Raw genomic sequence first — 16,620 nt, 5'->3', positions numbered from 1 at the left:
GCCCCTTATAAAGCTAACTTCTATAGCCAAATATAAAGCTAACTTCTATAGCCAAATAGAAGTTAGAAACTAAGGCTACTGCTCCAATATAATAGTCAAATAAAAAGAGAACTAGGACTTAAGCTCTAACAAAATGCTCCCACCTTGTCCACCACCAATACATAAACTTGCCAAGCCTAAATGTTTGGAAGAACGGAGCATTTCATGCAATAAGGTCACCACAATCCGAGCCCCACTAGCTCCAATAGGATGCCCTAAAGCAATTGCTCCGCCATTTGGATTGACTTGATCTTCTTGAAGGCCTAAATCTTTTAAAACTGCTAAAGCTTGAGCAGCAAAAGCCTCGTTTAGTTCTATGCAATCAATGGAGGATAAATCCAACGAATTTCTTTCTAAAAGTTTCTGACAAGAAGCTACTGGTCCTAATCCCATTTCTTCTGGAGCAACTCCTGCAAAAGCCAGATCTGAAATTTTAGCCATAACCGTTAGATCATGAGCTTTAGCATAGTCTAAGGTCGTCATGACTAAACAAGCCGCCCCATCGTTGATACCTGAACTATTACCAGCTGTCACACCACACGAGTTTTCTGCCTTTAAAAAAGCTGGTTTTAAACGAGCTAGCTGATCAAGAGTAACATCTTTTCTTGGATGTTCATCTGTTTGTAAAATCACTTCTTGCCCTTTTCGGTCTGTCCAATGAATGGGCACTATTTCTTCCTTAAAGCGACCTTCTTCCATGGCAACTTGGGTTTTATGTTGACTAGCTAGAGCAAATTGGTCTTGTCTTTCTCGACTAATTCCATATTTTTTTGCAAGACGTTCAGCAGTCACCCCCATGTGTTCACCAGAAAAACTGTCTAAAAGCCCATCTTTAAGGAGACTATCCACGATTTTCCCGTCCCCTAATCTAGCCCCAAATCGCTCCTTCTGAAGTAAATAAGGGGCTTGACTCATATTTTCACAACCACCTGCTACAACAACTTCGGCTTCCCCTAATTTTAGAGCTTGATAGGCCAAATGAATTGCTTGTAAACCAGACCCACACACCATATTCACTGTAAAAGCCGTCCGATCAACAGGAATACCTGCATGAATACTCACTTGCCTGGCGACATTTTGCCCTAAGCCTGCTCCTAACACATTCCCAAAAATCAATTGATCCACATCTTCTGGACTGAGTTGAGCAGCTTTTATACTTGCCTTTACTAACTGACGTCCTAATTCTACTGCAGGAATATCCTTATACATTCCAGCAAAAGACCCAATAGCCGTGCGCTTTGCCGCTAGGATCACAATTTCTTTATTCACTAGATGCACCCTTTCTTCTATCAGGTTAATCATTCTTATACTTTTTTATTATACTAAGACAAGATAAGCGAAAACTTTATTTTAAGAAATTCTAAAACTTTGCCCCAAAAGGAAATCCTCTCTTACGAAAAAAAGCTGATGGCCATCCATATTAAACGAGCTATTTTCAACTAGCTTATAAAAAGGCATCCCCAACTAAGAGGATGCCTTTCCTATTCCACATAAAAAATAAGTAATTCGATCGTCTAGACGAATGGCTAGGCTCTCTTTTTCGGCCGGAAGAATTCCCAGATAGCACTGATGAGCGGTAAGAGTAGAATGATCAATCGGATCACTTGACGGATTCGTTTTATTTTTTTCATCGGCTCACTCCCTTTTCCCCATTATGCGCTATTTTCATCCTTCAAGCAACAACTTAAGCCTTACTTTGTTGCCTTCGATAGACTTTTCTCATTTTAATCGCATAAAGCAGGTTTTTTAGGATATTCCCATCTGAATAGATGAGTGCGCTTGCAGAATAAATCCAAGCGCTAAAGATAAAGAAGATAATTGTTGCGAGGATTAACAAAGCAAAACCTATTGTTATTCCGAGTAAAGAAACGCTTTGGGTCGCTAAACGGAAAGGCATAATAAATGGAGTAAAGAATGGGAAATAAGATCCAAAAACCACTAAAGAGGAACTTGGATTCCCCATGGCATAAAGGGCAATATAAAAACCAATAACCATCAATAAAGTAATAGGCGTTAAAGCTTTCGGCGCATCTTCTGCCCGCGATACCAAAGAGCCAAACATGGTCGCTAAAGATACAAATAATAAGACGCCAAATAAGAAGAAAAGGAAGTCCCAAATCAAGAGTTGCCAAACTGAACTATCAATCGTTAAATCAGGTAAAAATTGATGGACTAAGCTTAAAAGTTGAGGCATAGCCAAACCTCCTAGAGACAAAGTGGCATAAAGAAGCAATTGTAAGCCTAAAGCCATCAAAATCCCTAACAATTTCCCGCAGAAATGTTCTTCTGCACTCATACTCGATAAAATGACTTCCATCATGCGTGTCCCTTTTTCAGAAGCAACTTCTTGAGAAATAAGAGTAGAGTAATTCACCACTAACATAAAGCCCATAAGGATTAACACATAAGTCAAGCCTATTCGGAAAGTCCTGCTAGTATCATCAAAACTTTTTTTATTCTCTGGATCAATAGCTGAAGTGGCTATGCTAATACGAGATTCACGTATCTTTTCGACCTGAGATTCTGAAATACCCAGCTTTTCTCCTAATTTTTCCAGATTGTAGTCATTAATAATTTGACTCATTGCATTTAAATTAACCTGTTTATCAGTCGTTTTATTGTAATAAACTGGCGCTTGTTCATTGGTTAGATCCAAAACACCAATCAGCTTATCTTGAAGCAAGTCTTCTTTGGCTTTCTTGATGGAAGAGTAGCTGATCACATGCGGTTCTGTGATATTATTTTCTATTCGTTGACTTAATTCTGTAGTCTTAGATACCAAAGCAAGCGATTGATCGTCAGAAATCTGCATGTCTTTAAAAATGAACCAACCGACCAAGAACATAATGGCAGCAAAAATAAAGGGAGAGAGTGTCATGAGAATATAGCTGGCTGATTTAACATTCTTCCAAAAAACCTGTTTGGCAACGATCCACCATTTACGCATGAGCTTCCACCACCATTTCTTTAAAAATTTCTTCGAGTGTTGGAGGTTGTTGACTGAATTCGTAAATATAGCCATGAGCTGTTAAGGCATCGAATAAGTCACGACCAACTTCTTCATTCGCCAAGACTAATTCAAAGCGAGAAGCCCCAATTGCCCGTCCAGATACTACCCCATCTTTTGCTAGTAAATGTTCTAAAGTAACCGATGCCTCTACTTTCAAGCGGGTACGACCAAATGACTGACGCACTCTTTCTAAATTGCCTTGAAGGACTTGACGACCATCTTTTAACATGGTTAAACTGTCACATAATTGAGCCACATTATCCATGTTATGGCTAGAAAAAATGATCGTTGCCCCCCTGTCCTTAGCTTCAAAAATAGCTTCTTTAAATAAGCCAGCGTTAACAGGATCCAATCCCGAAAAAGGTTCATCTAAAATAATCAAATCTGGTTGGTGAATCAGGGTAGTAATTAACTGAACTTTTTGTTGATTCCCCTTGGATAACTCCTTGATCTTACTTGTTTTCTTCCCCTTAACTTCAAACTTATCCATCCATTGACCAATTTGAGGAGCGATTGAACTTCTTTTACAGCCACGTAATTCTGCAAAATAAAGGATTTGTTCTTCAACCGTAATCTTTTGATATAAACCTCTTTCTTCGGGAAGATAGCCGACACGATTATAGAGTTTTCCCTTAATCGCTTGTCCATCAAATAAAGCATAGCCTGTGTCTGGTCTTAAAAAATTTAACATCAAGCGAAAAGTCGTCGATTTCCCTGCCCCATTTTGCCCAATCATCCCCATAATTTCCCCAGGATGTACTCGTAAAGACAGATCATCTAGCGCTTGAACTTGGCCAAAACATTTCGACATATGAACAAGTTCTAACATATACTCCCTCTTTTCTTATAAAAATCTTATTTTTTATCATTATAGCAAACACTCATTGTGAAAGATAGATAGCTAGGCTTGCTAGTCGTCATACTATAAATCAAAATCGCCTCCAGCTATAAAATACTGGATTCCTTGCTAATAGCCTTCTAGGAAATAACAGATGAATGATCGTTAGGATATAAAATATAATTTATCAATCCACTCTCTTTCCAAATGCAACTGAAAAAAGAGTAGAAAATCAGTCTAAACTGACTTTCTACTCTCCAGAGGACTCGCTCGATTTAGCCTCTATACTTTTATTCTGCCAAAACAGACTATCTCAACAAATAGAGACTTTATTCGCCCAATGCACTGTCAAAAATAGCTTCTAATTGTCCTTGTGAATGCAATCCAACTAATTTTTGAATGGGTTGCCCGTCCTTGAACAAGATCATAGTTGGAATCGACATGATGCCGAATCTCCCTGCTAATTCAGCTTCTTCATCGACATTCACTTTACCCACTGTAATACGGCCGTCGTAGTCTTCAGCTAATTGTTCCACTACAGGAGCTTGCATCCGGCATGGGCCACACCAAGGCGCCCAAAAATCTACAAATGTAAGGCCTTCTGCGATAGTTGCATCAAATGTTTCTGTTGTAAAATCCATGGAAAGATCTCCTCTCTATCACTTAATTTCTAATTTTCCCAATAGAAAATAAGTCTTCTTAATATATAAGTTAGAGACGTTTAACTTTTCTTTTTAATGGCAGTAGGATAAGACGCTCTTATCTCTCTATTGCTAATGACTGCCCAGAAGCTTTTAGCTCTCTATTGCTAATGACTGCCCCAGAAGAAAATATCTATCGGTCTCTTTGTGATTACTATAGCACAAGAAGCCCTATCTCTAATACGATATGCTCAAATTTTAATGAAAGTAAACTTGAGTTGCTCCATAACCACCTTCGTTAGCTTTCGCATAAGCGAAGTGATCTACAGCAGCCATTTTCTTTAAGGTCTTATGGACGGCTTCTCTGACAGCTCCAGTTCCCATACCATGAATAATCGTTACATGCGGATAGTTCGCTAAGAGAGCTGCATCAATATAGCGTTTCAATTGAACTATGGCCTCTTCATAGCGAACCCCACGCAGATCTAAGGATGGCTTGACATGAGATGATCTAGCAGACTTCAAGTAAGTTTTAGTGTCTTTCTCCTCTTCCTGATCCTTTAATTTCTCTAGATTAGTTTGAGCGCATTTCATCTTCATCGCTCCAATAGCTACTAGCCATTCTTTCTTGCCTTTCCTTTCCATCAAGACTCCCCCCTGACCTAATGAGAGGACTTGAACCTTGTCTCCTACTTTCAATTGACTTTGCTCTTCTTTTTCCTTCTTGGCTTTACGTAAAACTTTATTTTTCACCATTTGAGCCTCGTTCAATTGGTTAAAGGCTGTTTTCTGGGCAATTAACTGGTGTTCCTTGATGGCTTTTTCTGGCAAGTCTTTTTGCCAATGACGTATTTCATCCATCAATCTATCTGCTTCTTTTGTTTTATCAGCAATCAGTTGTTTAGCCTCTTTTTCTGCTTCTTTTAAAAGACGTTCTCGTTCATGATTATAACGACGTAATTCCGTTTGAAGATCATCCATCAGCAACTGACTAGCTTGAAGATTTTTCTTGGTTTCAAGCCGGTCTTCTTCAGCTTGTAGACGTTTCTTTTCAAGATCTTCAACCACCATATCCAGACTTTGTTCTTCTCCTGACAAGCCTTCTTCAGCCTGTTGAACAATAATTTCTGGCATGCCTAATCTTTTCGCAATTTCCAAAGCGTTCGATCGCCCTGGAACGCCAATCACTAATTGATAAGTAGGCTTTAGACTGTCAACATCAAAGGTCATGCTCGCATTCACTGTATTCAAGCGATGATATCCATAGGCTTTAAGTTCAGGATAGTGGGTAGAAGCCACCACACAAGATCCCAGACTCCCTATATAATCTAGGATAGCTATGGCTAAATTTGCCCCTTCTTTCGGATCTGTACCTGACCCAATTTCATCCAAAAGAATAAGGCTCTTATCATTAGCTTGGTTTAAAATACGAACAATATTTTGCATATGGGCAGAAAAAGTGGATAAATTCTGCTCCAAGGATTGTTCATCCCCTATATCTGCATAAATCCCTTCAAACAAGCGAATTTGACTCCCCTCTTCACAAGGAATAAATAAACCCGCCTGCCCCATCAGCTGAATAAGACCTATAGTTTTCAAAAGGACTGTCTTCCCACCTGTGTTTGGACCAGTAATTAAAATCGTTTCGTAGTCTTCTCCCAGACTAATGGTATTGGCCACTGCCTTCTTTTTATCCAATAAGGGATGACGTGCTTTTATCAACTTCATTATCTCGTTAGAGGAAAGAAGTGGCCGTTTCATTCCTTCAAGCTGAGCCCATCTAGCCTTGGCTTGGCAAAAATCTAATTGTGCCAATTCTTCCGAATTTTGCCGTAAAGCCGGATGTTCTTCCGCTAATAATTCGGAGAGTTCTTTCAGAATACGTTTAATTTCTCTGCGTTCGTCTGCTTCCAATTGGCGCAGATGATTCCCTTTTTCAACAACAGCGGCCGGTTCAATATATACCGTTTGCCCCGTAGCACTTTCATCATGAATGATGCCACGGATTTGATGCTTATACTCCACCTTAACTGGTAAGACATAGCGATCGTTCCGACGAGTGATTAATTGCTCGCTCAAGAGGTCTTTAAATTTACTGGTCAAGAAAGTATTCAAAAGTTGACGAATTTGGTCTTGGCAGATCTTCATTCCCCTACGAATACCCGCTAATTGGCTAGATGCAGCATCATAGACCTTCCCTTCATCACTAATCGCTTGACGAAGACGTTTGCTAATAGCAGGCAATGCATCCAAACGACTTAATTGTTGGCCTAAGAGGGGATAATCATCCGCATTAACTTCTTCGTCATCAAAAAAAGCTAAAAGTTCAGACACAATCACCAAACTTTTTTTGATTTGAGCTAATTCTTCTCCATTTAAACTCGCCCCAATAGCTAAACGTGAAATAGCTGGTTGGATAGGGTCTAGTTGGGCAATCGGCAAGGCCTTGTGTTTTTCTTCTATCGTGATTAATTCCTGACAAGCAGCAAGAGATTTTTCAATCCACTCCCTATCCGTACTAGGAGTCAGTTGCTGACCTAAATAAAGGCCTTCCTTGGTTTTCGTATACCCTGCTACCTGCTGGACAATCTGCTTAAAATCTAATTTTTCTAAAATACTTGCGTCCATAAAATCCCTTCTTTTCATAAAAAAGCTCCATCAAAGCTTCAGTTTCTAGCTGAAGAGAGGGAGCTAGGTCTAGAACCACCATTTAGTTAATACATCCGACAAAATCGGCGTCCGTGAAACGATAAAATACGCTAATTGAGAGTCTACAAATTGCTGTTGTATAGAATCCATTGGCAACAAACTCAAGATATTCAAAGTTAAGAAAACCCCGATATAATTGGATAAGAGGCCAAAAATGGCTCCTAGGACTTCATTCGATTTCGCAAGAATAGGTAAAAAGCGCACCTCTCTTAACCAATAAGCTAAAATTCTCGTCACTATAACACCCAAGATAAAAATCCCCATAAAGGAAATCGCCTTGTAGAAAGCTTCATCAATCCCCAATGTTTGACTAGCTGAGTAAAAGGTTAATTGGGTATTTTCTGTTGCTGAAGGAAAGGGGATGATCATTTGTGTCCATTGAGCTAACTTCTCAAAATATTCTTTCGCAAAATAGAAACTTACCCCATAACCCACAATCATCAAAAGCTGTAAGACTAGTCCCCTTCTAGCCCCTTGATAGAGGCCTATAAGCAAGGAAATCACCACATAAACCGTTAAAAACATCAAACTAGCCCCTTCCCTTGTTGGCTACCTTCAATCCTATTGACTTCATAGCCTGCTTGCTTCATAAAAGAAGACGACACTGCATCCCGCTTGTGTTCACTAGAAGAAATTTTTTTAGATCTCACTTCTGCTACTGAGGCAGCTGAGAGAAGCTGTTTCACGCCACTAGGGTCAACTGGGTTAAACATCTGTAACTTTTGATGGGCTAATGCTAAACTTTCTTTGACCTCTACTAATTCCCTCTTTAGCTGTTGCAGCAATTGAGCTTGTTCTTCTTGATGAAGACGGTTCGCTTCTTCAAGCTTTTGCTTTTCGACCAATTGGGATAAAGTATTAATGGCTAATAAAAGGACTTTATCCTCAAAAGCTAACTTGGGGCAAGAACGACTAATCGTTTGCAAATCTTGATTCAAAAGGGCTTCTACAGCCTTCATATGTTCTTGTGAATGATGGCTAGAAATGGTATAATCCCTACCATCTATGTCCATTTTTGTACGATGGGTTGAGGCCATAATTTTCTCCTCCTGTTTTCGATATCTTACACTATTATTATCTTATCATACCACATTTCTACTGGCTATAAGACCCCTTACTCAATCTGCAAAAAGACTTTTCTTCTTCCCCTTATTTTCTACTTGTTGAAAAGAATACATAGCTTCTTATCACTAAAATATGTCATCAGAAAGTAGGTTACACTATGCCATCCGTTACTTATCAACTCACCAATGACCAGATAAAAGACTTAAAAGAAATGTTATGCATCGATCCTAAACCCATCCCATACGCTCATTATCGTGGGCGTTACAAGGGTCATGTCATCACAGCTTATCAGTCTGGCAAAGTCCTTATTCAAGGGAAAGATCCAGACACTATTGTTCATTCTTTAGCGGTATTTGAGAAGACTCCTAGCAAAAAAACATCTAGTCAAGTTCAACATAGTTCGTCTCTTTTATCTGACCAAGCCCAATCTATCATCGGCAGTGACGAAAATGGTAAAGGATCTTATACGGGTTCATTAACTGTTTGCGCTGTCTATCTAGGAAAAGATCAACGCGAAAAAGTCATCTCATTAGGTGTTAAAGATTCTAAAAAGTTATCAGATCAGACCATTTTACAACTATCACCTAAACTTCGAGAAATCCTTTTATATTCCTGCATCGAAATAACACCACACCAGTATAATCAACTGCATTTAAATCAAAATATCAATGAAATTCTCGCCAAAAGTCACCATCACGTTTTAAGTGATCTTTATCAGAAAGTTCTTAGCAAACATTTGCCTTTGGATCGCCTCATTGTCGATCAATTTCTTTCCCAAGAGAAATTTATGTCCCTAGCCACTCCACAGCAAACAGCTTATAAATCTATCCTCACTTGTCAAGTAAAAGCTGAAGACCACTACCTAGCCGTTGCCTGTGCATCTATTATTGCTAGAGAAGCTTTTTTGAAAAGCCTTAAGCGATTGGGTCAAACCTATGGAGTAGCTCTTCCTTCAGGAGCAGGAGCTGCAGTTGACAGCCATATAGCAAAATTAGCCCAAATACACGGTCTAGGCATCTTAGATCAATTAACCAAAATGCATTTTGCCAATACCGAAAAAGTCAAAAAACTCTTGGGATAAAATACTAACACCTTCAGCTGTTAAGCCCATATAATTGTGTAAATTTCTAGTACAAGCTACTGCTTCATTCTTTACCTAGCTAGCAAATAAATGTTAAAAAAGTCCTGTCAAGTGCTATAGCCTAGCAAGCCTTGACAGCTTCTTAAGAACATTTATACTTTTTCTGGCAGAGATTTTTATATAAATCCCTTCTCTTGTTATCCACTGATTCGTTAAGTAAGTTTTGAATTTTCCTTGATCCACTGAAGAATGCAGTTGGGTCATTTTTACCTTCTAGTTGATTTCTTTTCGTCTATTAGCATTAGACCAGTTTAGGCTTAATGGGCTTTTTTTACACAATTGTATGGACTCTATCATCAAAAATCCACCTCCTTCCATTCTTGTTTTAAGAATAAAGGAAGTGGATATTCTTTTAAATGTACCTGGCTATCGATCGCTTAGAATTTACATGCCAATTAAATAGACTAACTTAAGACAGATACATAAATGACATTATTCTCTTTTTCTTAGTTCATAACACGTTAATTTATAAAAACATACACTAAATAAAATGTTAATAAATACGAAGATAACGAGTTCCGATGATGAAAAATCTTCTAAAGTCCGACTTCTCAACGCTATCACACATTGAGAATATGGATAAAATTTATTTAAGTTTTCATTTAAAAACAATAAAACGAACCCGCCCATAGCGCCTAAAGCTGAAATACCAATCGACTGGCCAAAACTTCTAGTTTTAGCATAAGCGAACGCTTGTATGCATAAGATAGATAAAGAGCTCAAAATAGATAAAAGTGTCCATTTTAAGGTTAATAGTACATAAGAAGAGCGCTCTACATTAGCTACTTTTAACGCTACAATGTAAACAATTAGTAGGAGGAATTGAATAGGAATAACTAATACAGTAACAGTAACTAGCTTGCTTATCAGTAACTTTTTGATAGATATCGCATTCGAACATAACATTTCCAAATTTTTTCTTTCAAACTCTTGAATTAAAGATATTGCTATAAAAATTGCGAGCATAGGAGGATAGAGAATTTGACTATAATAAAAAGTTAGTTGCCCCCACATCACTTTATCCTGTGTACCACCGATTAAAACTGATTGATTAGCAAAATAGGTAGCTAAGCCTATAAAACTTGATAATGCTACAAAAAAAACACCAATGATTAACAGTTGCATTTTATTCAGCTTTTTCCATTCAGCTGAAATATAGTCTCTCATTTGCCTCGCCTCTCTTCCTTCAACAATATACTTCTTACCATAAGATATAACAACAAACAGTACATTAGATACATTAAAAGTCTAATGTATATTGATTGGTCAAATTTATAAAAATAGCTTGAATTGTTTATTACAGTAAATTTATAAGGAGCTAGATAAGATGCCCCGAGCCAAGGGATAGGGAAGGTCCACAAATTTGTCGATTTGGGAGCTAGGATTACACCCAAAAATCCGCCGATAAAACCCGACGATAACAATAAGCCTTGTTTATCAGTAAACATTGCAAAAGTTAAATAAAGGCAAATGAGACTGAAACTAGCCAAGACTTGACCTGAAATTTGAAGAAAAGAGATCGTTAAAGGAACACTTGTCCCATTAACCATGGCAAATACATTCGTTGCAACTGTTTCTGAAATAGCCAATAGCCAAAAGAAAACAATTGATAAAATTAATTTACTGTAAAAAATTTGAATCAATGTTGTCCCGTTCGCTTCCTGTAGCTTAAATGTCTGTCCTTCAAGTTCATTCGAAACAATACGGCTAGTAAAGACACTAATCGCTATGGGAAGAAAAAAGCTATGCATTGTTTGATTATTAAATAGTACACTAACTCCGTCATAACTTGCCGAATTGATTTCACTAACAGTACTAACTGTATTCCACAAAAATCCAATTATACTAAGACATATAGTAATAACAAACGATTTAGTCCTACGACTTTTTAATAATTCTATTTGTAGTGCATTAACCATTTCTATAGCTCCTTAGTTAACTCCAAAAATATCTCTTCAAGATTTTCTTTTCGACGTTCTACCCGGAAAATAGGAAAGTCTAGTTCTACCAAGGAAGAGATGATATTAGCAATTCGCTCCTTGTTGATATTCCAAATTTTAATAAGTTTTGAACTATACTCTATTTTTCTATTGCCAAAACTATCACCAAAAAGAGCTTTTAATTTTTCAATGTCAAATTCCCCTTCAAGCTCTACCCAACTATTCGCTTTTATTTTTTCAATTTCTCCTTCATAGACTAATCTCCCATGATTTATAATTCCAACACGATCAGCAATTTGCTCAATTTCAGATAAAATATGACTAGAAATAAAAATGGTTAGCCCTTCTTCTTTAGCTAAATGAATAATCAATTCACGAATTTCATGAATTCCAGAGGGATCTAATCCATTTGTCGGTTCATCTAATAATAATATTTGAGGTTCTTTTACTAAAGCAAAGGATAGAGCTAGGCGCTGTTTCATACCCAAAGAATATGCTTTTACTAATTTTTTGCTGTTTTTTTCTTCGGATAAACCTACCATTTCAAGTGTTTTTAAAATATTCTTTTTTTTGAAGCCTAACATTTTCTGAAAAACCAATAAATTTTCAAAACCTGTTAAATTCGGATAATATGAAGGTTCTTCAATCATTGATCCTATATAGTTTAAGTAATCTTTTGATTTGTTAATTGGCGTGTTCATGACTTCAATTGAACCAGAAGTAGGTTCAATTAATGAAAGTATCATCTTCATTGTTGTAGTTTTTCCTGCACCATTCGGGCCAAGGAAACCATAAATTTCCCCTTTTCTAACTGTCAATCTTTCTAAATCGACTGATGGTACTCCTTTAAAATTTTTCTTCACTTTTTTAAGTTGTATGACTTCGGTCATTTGAAATTTCACACCTTTCGTTTTAAATATTTCCTGCCAAACTAGATGACTAGACACCATTGTTAGAAATAAATTTTTTATATTCCGAGTTATTATTTTGTAAATACTCGTGAGTTGATTTGATGACCTCCCCTGTTTCATCATTAATAAAGATAACACTGCCAACATATTTCACGATATCCAAATGATGACTTACAATTAACATTGTTTGATCCTTATAGAAATCTCCCAATAAAACATTTTCATAAATCTTGTCTTTACTCACTTCGTCCAAATTACTAAAAGCTTCATCCCAAAAAATTATTTTTTCACCTTTCAATAGTGATTTGGCAATGAGTAATTTCTGGATTTGACCTCCCGAAAGATTCTTCCCCTGTTTTAACAATTTAGATTGTAATTTATTTGGAAGTTTAGCAACAACCTCATCTGCTGTGGTATCAACAAGTATTCTGTATAGCTTAGTTATATCAGGAGAGTCATATTCAAAATTTTCTAAAACGCTTCCCTTTTTCAGTGTCATATTTTGTAAGACAACTCCCATATAGTTTTCTAGATGTTCATTATTATATGTTAACTTACCAGAATACCTTAGCACGCCAGCTAATAATAATAGTAACGTCGACTTACCACTGCCTGATTTACCTACAATAGCTACCTTTTCGCCTTGACTTATTTTTAAATTAACTGGTTTATATAGGGGCTCATTTCCATAAGCAAAGTTTAAATCCTCAGTCTGAATTATATAGTTTGATTCTAAGTCAAAAGTAACATGTATAGGCAAATTTTCTTTGAGAATATCTCCCTGCTTTTCGGCATATACAGCTAATCGTGCTATTTCAAAAATTGAGTTTTTCACCTGTTCAATAGAAGAGATAAATAATGATGTACTTGTTTGGAATAAAACCAAATCTTCTATTGAAATATGGAAGAATTTATTATAATAGATCACTAATAAAATAATAACTGATAAACTAAAATAGCTAAATATACTTCCAATAAGTTGAACAAAATTTTCGACTTTTAAAATTTGTGAATATTTTCTTGTCAAACGATCATTGTTTTTTACCCATCTCTCTTCCGTTCCTTTTTCATTTCTCATTACTTTAATGTAATCTATATACGCTAAATCGGATTGAAAATCAGAATTAAAATCAATTAAGTATTGTAGATAAGATTGATTATATTCGTTCTGCTTATGGTATAAAACAAGGGATATTACAGAATATATTAAAATCATAGAAAGCAATAAAATAGTTAATCCAAAAGAAATCATGGACAAATATACACAAATCACAAATGATGAAACTAGACTTACTATCGAAGGGATTAATCTTGATGCTACACTATCTCTCACTGTCGTTCTGAAACTTATTTTTTCAGAAACACTTCCATTGGTATGGTTTCTAAAATACAATAATGGTTTATCTAGTAATCTTTTAAATAAAATACTTGTATAAGATTTATCGAAATCACTATTATATTCCTCTAACGAAAAATTCTTAATATAACATCCAACAACTTGTAACAATATAATAGTAAAAAATAAGAGCAGGCTCGATATTAATTTTAGATTTCCAGCCATCATATTTCTTATCACAATAGAGAATAGCAAAACGCTAATTTCAATCAAAATTAATGCAAATAAAAAAGTAACACCGGATCTTACATTAAGTGTTTTTTTTAAATATTTTAAAAATAGCGTGTTCACTTTTTGACGATGAAAATCAGCTGTCGGATACACAGTAATAATCGTCCCAGAATAGTGGTTTAAAAATTCAGTTTTACTAAATTTAATTTTTCCTATTGCCGGATCCACAATTTTGATATAATTTTGGTTTATTTTTTCTAGGACGACGAAATGATCATTATTCCAATGAGCGATCATTCTATTATTACCTTTAGCACGTAATAGACTCATAATTTCATCAAAATTAGCTTTATATGCCTTAATATCAACATTAAATTTTTTATTTAGAGTTCGTAAATAAGAAACACTCAAGCCATCAGCGGGAAGTGAATCTCTTTGATAGACCTCGTATAAAGGCACTTTATATCCTAAATCATTTAAGAGCATTGTATAACAGGCAAGCAAACAATCCTCATCATTATTTTGTAAAATTACCTTCATCATTCTTCCTCATTTATCAAAATACAGGTGTTAAAATTTCAAGCGAAGAGTCACTTTTCAAATATTTTGCTACTGAGTAAACTATTCCTGCAAGTCCAGTCATTAACCCATAAGAATCAAAATTAGTATTAAAGCTACACATCCATCCATATTTAATTCCAAATGAAAGCATTTTTCTATACTCCAAATTAATGATCCCTTCTAAATCGGGGTTGCTTTTATCTCCATACAAATTATTGTAGTACGTTAATGCTAAAAGATTTCCGCTAACTCCGTGACATAAAGTAAAATTATTCATATTAAGACCTGCTGAGAGGATTTGCTTTATCGCGTGCTGGATATCATCTACTAGTAATGATTCTTCTTGGATGCTTAAAATTTTAAATTTCTTATTTAATTTTAACTGTGCTAACCTTGATATTAATACTCCTGTCGCCCCATGACACCATTGAGCATTTGAATCCGAAAACCTCTTATCTATCCATCCTTGGTCTAATTTTTGCCTATCATCAAATTTTTTAGCAGCATCGTACATATCCTTAGCATCTCTACTATTGAGTTTCCCCGCTAAATATAATAATGATATTTCAATACCCGAATTCCCATGTGCTAAACTAACATTATTACTTTCTTCTTTCCCCCAGTAAATATAATTATTATCACTATCATCCTTTTTAAGATCTTCAAGGCGTTTAACCATAGTTTGAAGAAATCCTTTTGAAAATTTTTCATCTTGACAGGCAAGTATCGAACTCGTAAATCCGGTTAAAAAATCCGCTGAGCTATTGTGTAAAGCTTGTTGAATCAAACTAACTTTACTAGTTAACAATTTTCGCGGAACTTCTTGTTTTGTGATTTTTGATATTCTTACTAAAGTGGATAATATCCCTAATTTCCCAACATAGTAGCTCGTATCTAAAACATTTTGATACACATCAACAAGTGTATTGAATAAATGATACAAACATCTATAAACTTGTTCTTTTCTTTTTTTATCTAATAGAGAATAGGATTCAATTAAACTAATTGCTATCCCCGAGATCCCATCATAAATTGAATTATCCATTGGAACTAATTCAAAATTATTATGGTCATTAACTTTTAATGTCATCCAATTAATACTTTCATCATCTGCTTCAAAGTACATGTTATTAAGTATCTTGTCTACAAGATTATTTAAAGAGTTAAGCATGATATTTTCTTCATTCCTAAAGTCATCATATGTTCTATACAGATCTTGCATTTCTGTACTCTCAGAGTCGCTCTCAGCTTGAAGTGAAAATCTTATTAATTCAACTTGTTCAGTTACCTTTGCTTCAGTTAGCTTATTAAGTTTTTCAGTAACATAATATAAAGGCGCTTTCCTTATTTTCCAAACATCCGAATACCCATCAGTAACGATTATAGAATCCGCTTCAACATAAAAAGATGGAATATCCATATGGAGTAATTGACTAAACTCAGACTTACATAATCTACTAGTGTCATAGTTGCTAAGTTTATCCTCCATCTTTTTAAAAAGTAAATCTTGCTTTTTTGAATACACCGGAGAAATAAGTAACTGCCTAACCAAGTCATATTCATGCGTATTTCTAAACAATATCCGTGTCCTTAAATTTGAATATTTCTGATACACTTCCAAAATTTCTTCCTCATGGTTTAGGAAGAAATTACTCATCAACTTGAAACCCTCGATGATGTCATTTACATAATTCGTAGCTACTAAATATTCTTTCTGCCCTTGATATTTAAAGAACGGCAGGTGTGCACGATGCCGTGTAGCTTGCACTACTTTTTCAATTCTGATGTCGTCCCTATTTTTATTAATAACCATTTTAACTTCATTAATTAATGTCCCTCCAAGAATTCCACTTAAATCTCCTCCAAATATTTTTCCCACCTCAGATATAGGAAGTAAACCAGACGAAAGTACCGAAGAGCGACTTTTTAGAGTAATCTTTTTTGTAGCTAAATTATCTGATATTATTTCAAATGGCGATGTAGAAAATAGTGTCTCCACGTCAACTAAAATTGGCGTTTTACCAGAAGAGATAATGTTTTCAAAATGTAAATCTGAAATATTAAAAATATACGCATAAAATAATAGGAAGCCCATATTCATATAGTATTCCTTGGCTTCACTCGAGTAATTTAATTTTTGGTGGATTTTAGAATGAACTTAGCCACTCAATTGTGAAAAAAAAAGACGCCATGTAAAT

Annotated in this window: 13 protein-coding genes; 1 reads left to right on the top strand and 12 read right to left on the bottom strand. The window is 35.6% G+C overall.

The features are described 5' to 3' along the window. Positions 1-111: 111 nt before the first annotated feature. The 7 genes from D3H64_RS01725 to D3H64_RS01695 form a co-directional block, all read right to left on the bottom strand. Positions 112-1,308 (bottom strand): acetyl-CoA C-acyltransferase, encoded by a 1,197-nt coding sequence (locus tag D3H64_RS01725; protein WP_370448434.1) that lies wholly within the window; start codon positions 1,306-1,308, stop codon positions 112-114. 415 nt (positions 1,309-1,723) lie between these two features. Then, positions 1,724-2,986, bottom strand: a complete 1,263-nt coding sequence (locus D3H64_RS01720) for an ABC transporter permease (RefSeq protein WP_158589192.1) — start codon at positions 2,984-2,986, stop codon at positions 1,724-1,726. Next, positions 2,979-3,878 carry an ABC transporter ATP-binding protein gene (locus D3H64_RS01715; protein ID WP_121564235.1) on the bottom strand — a complete coding sequence of 300 codons (900 nt, stop codon included), beginning with the start codon at positions 3,876-3,878 and terminating at the stop codon, positions 2,979-2,981. Before D3H64_RS01715 ends, D3H64_RS01720 begins: the two co-directional genes overlap by 8 nt. 338 nt (positions 3,879-4,216) lie before the next feature. Continuing rightward, positions 4,217-4,528 carry a thioredoxin gene (trxA, locus tag D3H64_RS01710; protein ID WP_121564233.1) on the bottom strand — a complete coding sequence of 104 codons (312 nt, stop codon included), beginning with the start codon at positions 4,526-4,528 and terminating at the stop codon, positions 4,217-4,219. A 258-nt stretch (positions 4,529-4,786) separates the two neighbouring features. Then, positions 4,787-7,156: an endonuclease MutS2 gene (locus D3H64_RS01705; protein ID WP_158589191.1), complete on the bottom strand. Its 2,370-nt coding sequence runs from the start codon at positions 7,154-7,156 to the stop codon at positions 4,787-4,789. 69 nt (positions 7,157-7,225) lie between these two features. After that, positions 7,226-7,762 (bottom strand): CvpA family protein, encoded by a 537-nt coding sequence (locus tag D3H64_RS01700; protein WP_121564229.1) that lies wholly within the window; start codon positions 7,760-7,762, stop codon positions 7,226-7,228. Continuing rightward, entirely contained in the window at positions 7,762-8,274 is a 513-nt protein-coding gene (locus D3H64_RS01695) for a cell division protein ZapA (protein ID WP_121564227.1), read from the bottom strand. Before D3H64_RS01695 ends, D3H64_RS01700 begins: the two co-directional genes overlap by 1 nt. Before the next feature lie 185 nt (positions 8,275-8,459). Here D3H64_RS01695 and rnhC point away from each other — a divergent pair, with 185 nt between their 5' ends. Next, positions 8,460-9,383 (top strand): ribonuclease HIII, encoded by a 924-nt coding sequence (gene rnhC, locus D3H64_RS01690; protein ID WP_121564225.1) that lies wholly within the window; start codon positions 8,460-8,462, stop codon positions 9,381-9,383. Between the two features lie 492 nt (positions 9,384-9,875). Here the strand turns inward: rnhC and D3H64_RS01685 are convergent, their stop codons facing one another. Genes D3H64_RS01685 through D3H64_RS01665 form a run of 5 tightly spaced genes read right to left on the bottom strand, consistent with a single transcriptional unit; the run spans position 9,876 to position 16,568 of the window. Beyond that, a complete protein-coding gene (locus D3H64_RS01685) occupies positions 9,876-10,610 on the bottom strand; it encodes an ABC transporter permease (protein WP_121564223.1) in 735 nt (244 codons plus the stop codon). Next, complete coding sequence (locus D3H64_RS01680) at positions 10,607-11,362, bottom strand: ABC transporter permease (RefSeq protein ID WP_121564220.1); 756 nt, start codon at positions 11,360-11,362, stop codon at positions 10,607-10,609. The genes D3H64_RS01685 and D3H64_RS01680 overlap by 4 nt, the downstream gene beginning before the upstream one ends. Before the next feature lie 2 nt (positions 11,363-11,364). Continuing rightward, a complete protein-coding gene (locus tag D3H64_RS01675) occupies positions 11,365-12,273 on the bottom strand; it encodes an ATP-binding cassette domain-containing protein (RefSeq protein WP_121564269.1) in 909 nt (302 codons plus the stop codon). A gap of 49 nt (positions 12,274-12,322) precedes the next feature. After that, positions 12,323-14,401, bottom strand: coding sequence for a cysteine peptidase family C39 domain-containing protein (locus D3H64_RS01670; RefSeq protein ID WP_121564218.1), 2,079 nt, complete (start codon positions 14,399-14,401; stop codon positions 12,323-12,325). Between the two features lie 16 nt (positions 14,402-14,417). Continuing rightward, positions 14,418-16,568: a type 2 lanthipeptide synthetase LanM family protein gene (locus D3H64_RS01665; protein WP_305000255.1), complete on the bottom strand. Its 2,151-nt coding sequence runs from the start codon at positions 16,566-16,568 to the stop codon at positions 14,418-14,420. Positions 16,569-16,620: the final 52 nt, after the last annotated feature.

This window comes from Atopobacter sp. AH10 (genome assembly GCF_003664595.1).
In the GTDB taxonomy this organism is placed as follows: Bacteria; Bacillota; Bacilli; order Lactobacillales; family Aerococcaceae; genus Atopobacter.
The sequence above is the reverse complement of the archived record's forward strand: the minus strand, read 5'-3'. Positions and strand labels throughout refer to the sequence as shown.

Bases quoted from the DNA above. Each gene is read 5' to 3' on its own strand.
- D3H64_RS01675 (WP_121564269.1), bottom strand. From the start codon at position 12,273: ATGACCGAAGTCATACAACTTAAAAAAGTGAAGAAAAATTTTAAAGGA.
- D3H64_RS01670 (WP_121564218.1), bottom strand. From the start codon at position 14,401: ATGAAGGTAATTTTACAAAATAATGATGAGGATTGTTTGCTTGCCTGT.
- D3H64_RS01685 (WP_121564223.1), bottom strand. From the start codon at position 10,610: ATGAGAGACTATATTTCAGCTGAATGGAAAAAGCTGAATAAAATGCAA.
- D3H64_RS01715 (WP_121564235.1), bottom strand. From the start codon at position 3,878: ATGTTAGAACTTGTTCATATGTCGAAATGTTTTGGCCAAGTTCAAGCG.
- D3H64_RS01720 (WP_158589192.1), bottom strand. From the start codon at position 2,986: ATGCGTAAATGGTGGATCGTTGCCAAACAGGTTTTTTGGAAGAATGTT.
- D3H64_RS01680 (WP_121564220.1), bottom strand. From the start codon at position 11,362: ATGGTTAATGCACTACAAATAGAATTATTAAAAAGTCGTAGGACTAAA.
- D3H64_RS01705 (WP_158589191.1), bottom strand. From the start codon at position 7,156: ATGGACGCAAGTATTTTAGAAAAATTAGATTTTAAGCAGATTGTCCAG.
- rnhC (WP_121564225.1), top strand. From the start codon at position 8,460: ATGCCATCCGTTACTTATCAACTCACCAATGACCAGATAAAAGACTTA.
- D3H64_RS01700 (WP_121564229.1), bottom strand. From the start codon at position 7,762: ATGTTTTTAACGGTTTATGTGGTGATTTCCTTGCTTATAGGCCTCTAT.
- D3H64_RS01695 (WP_121564227.1), bottom strand. From the start codon at position 8,274: ATGGCCTCAACCCATCGTACAAAAATGGACATAGATGGTAGGGATTAT.
- trxA (WP_121564233.1), bottom strand. From the start codon at position 4,528: ATGGATTTTACAACAGAAACATTTGATGCAACTATCGCAGAAGGCCTT.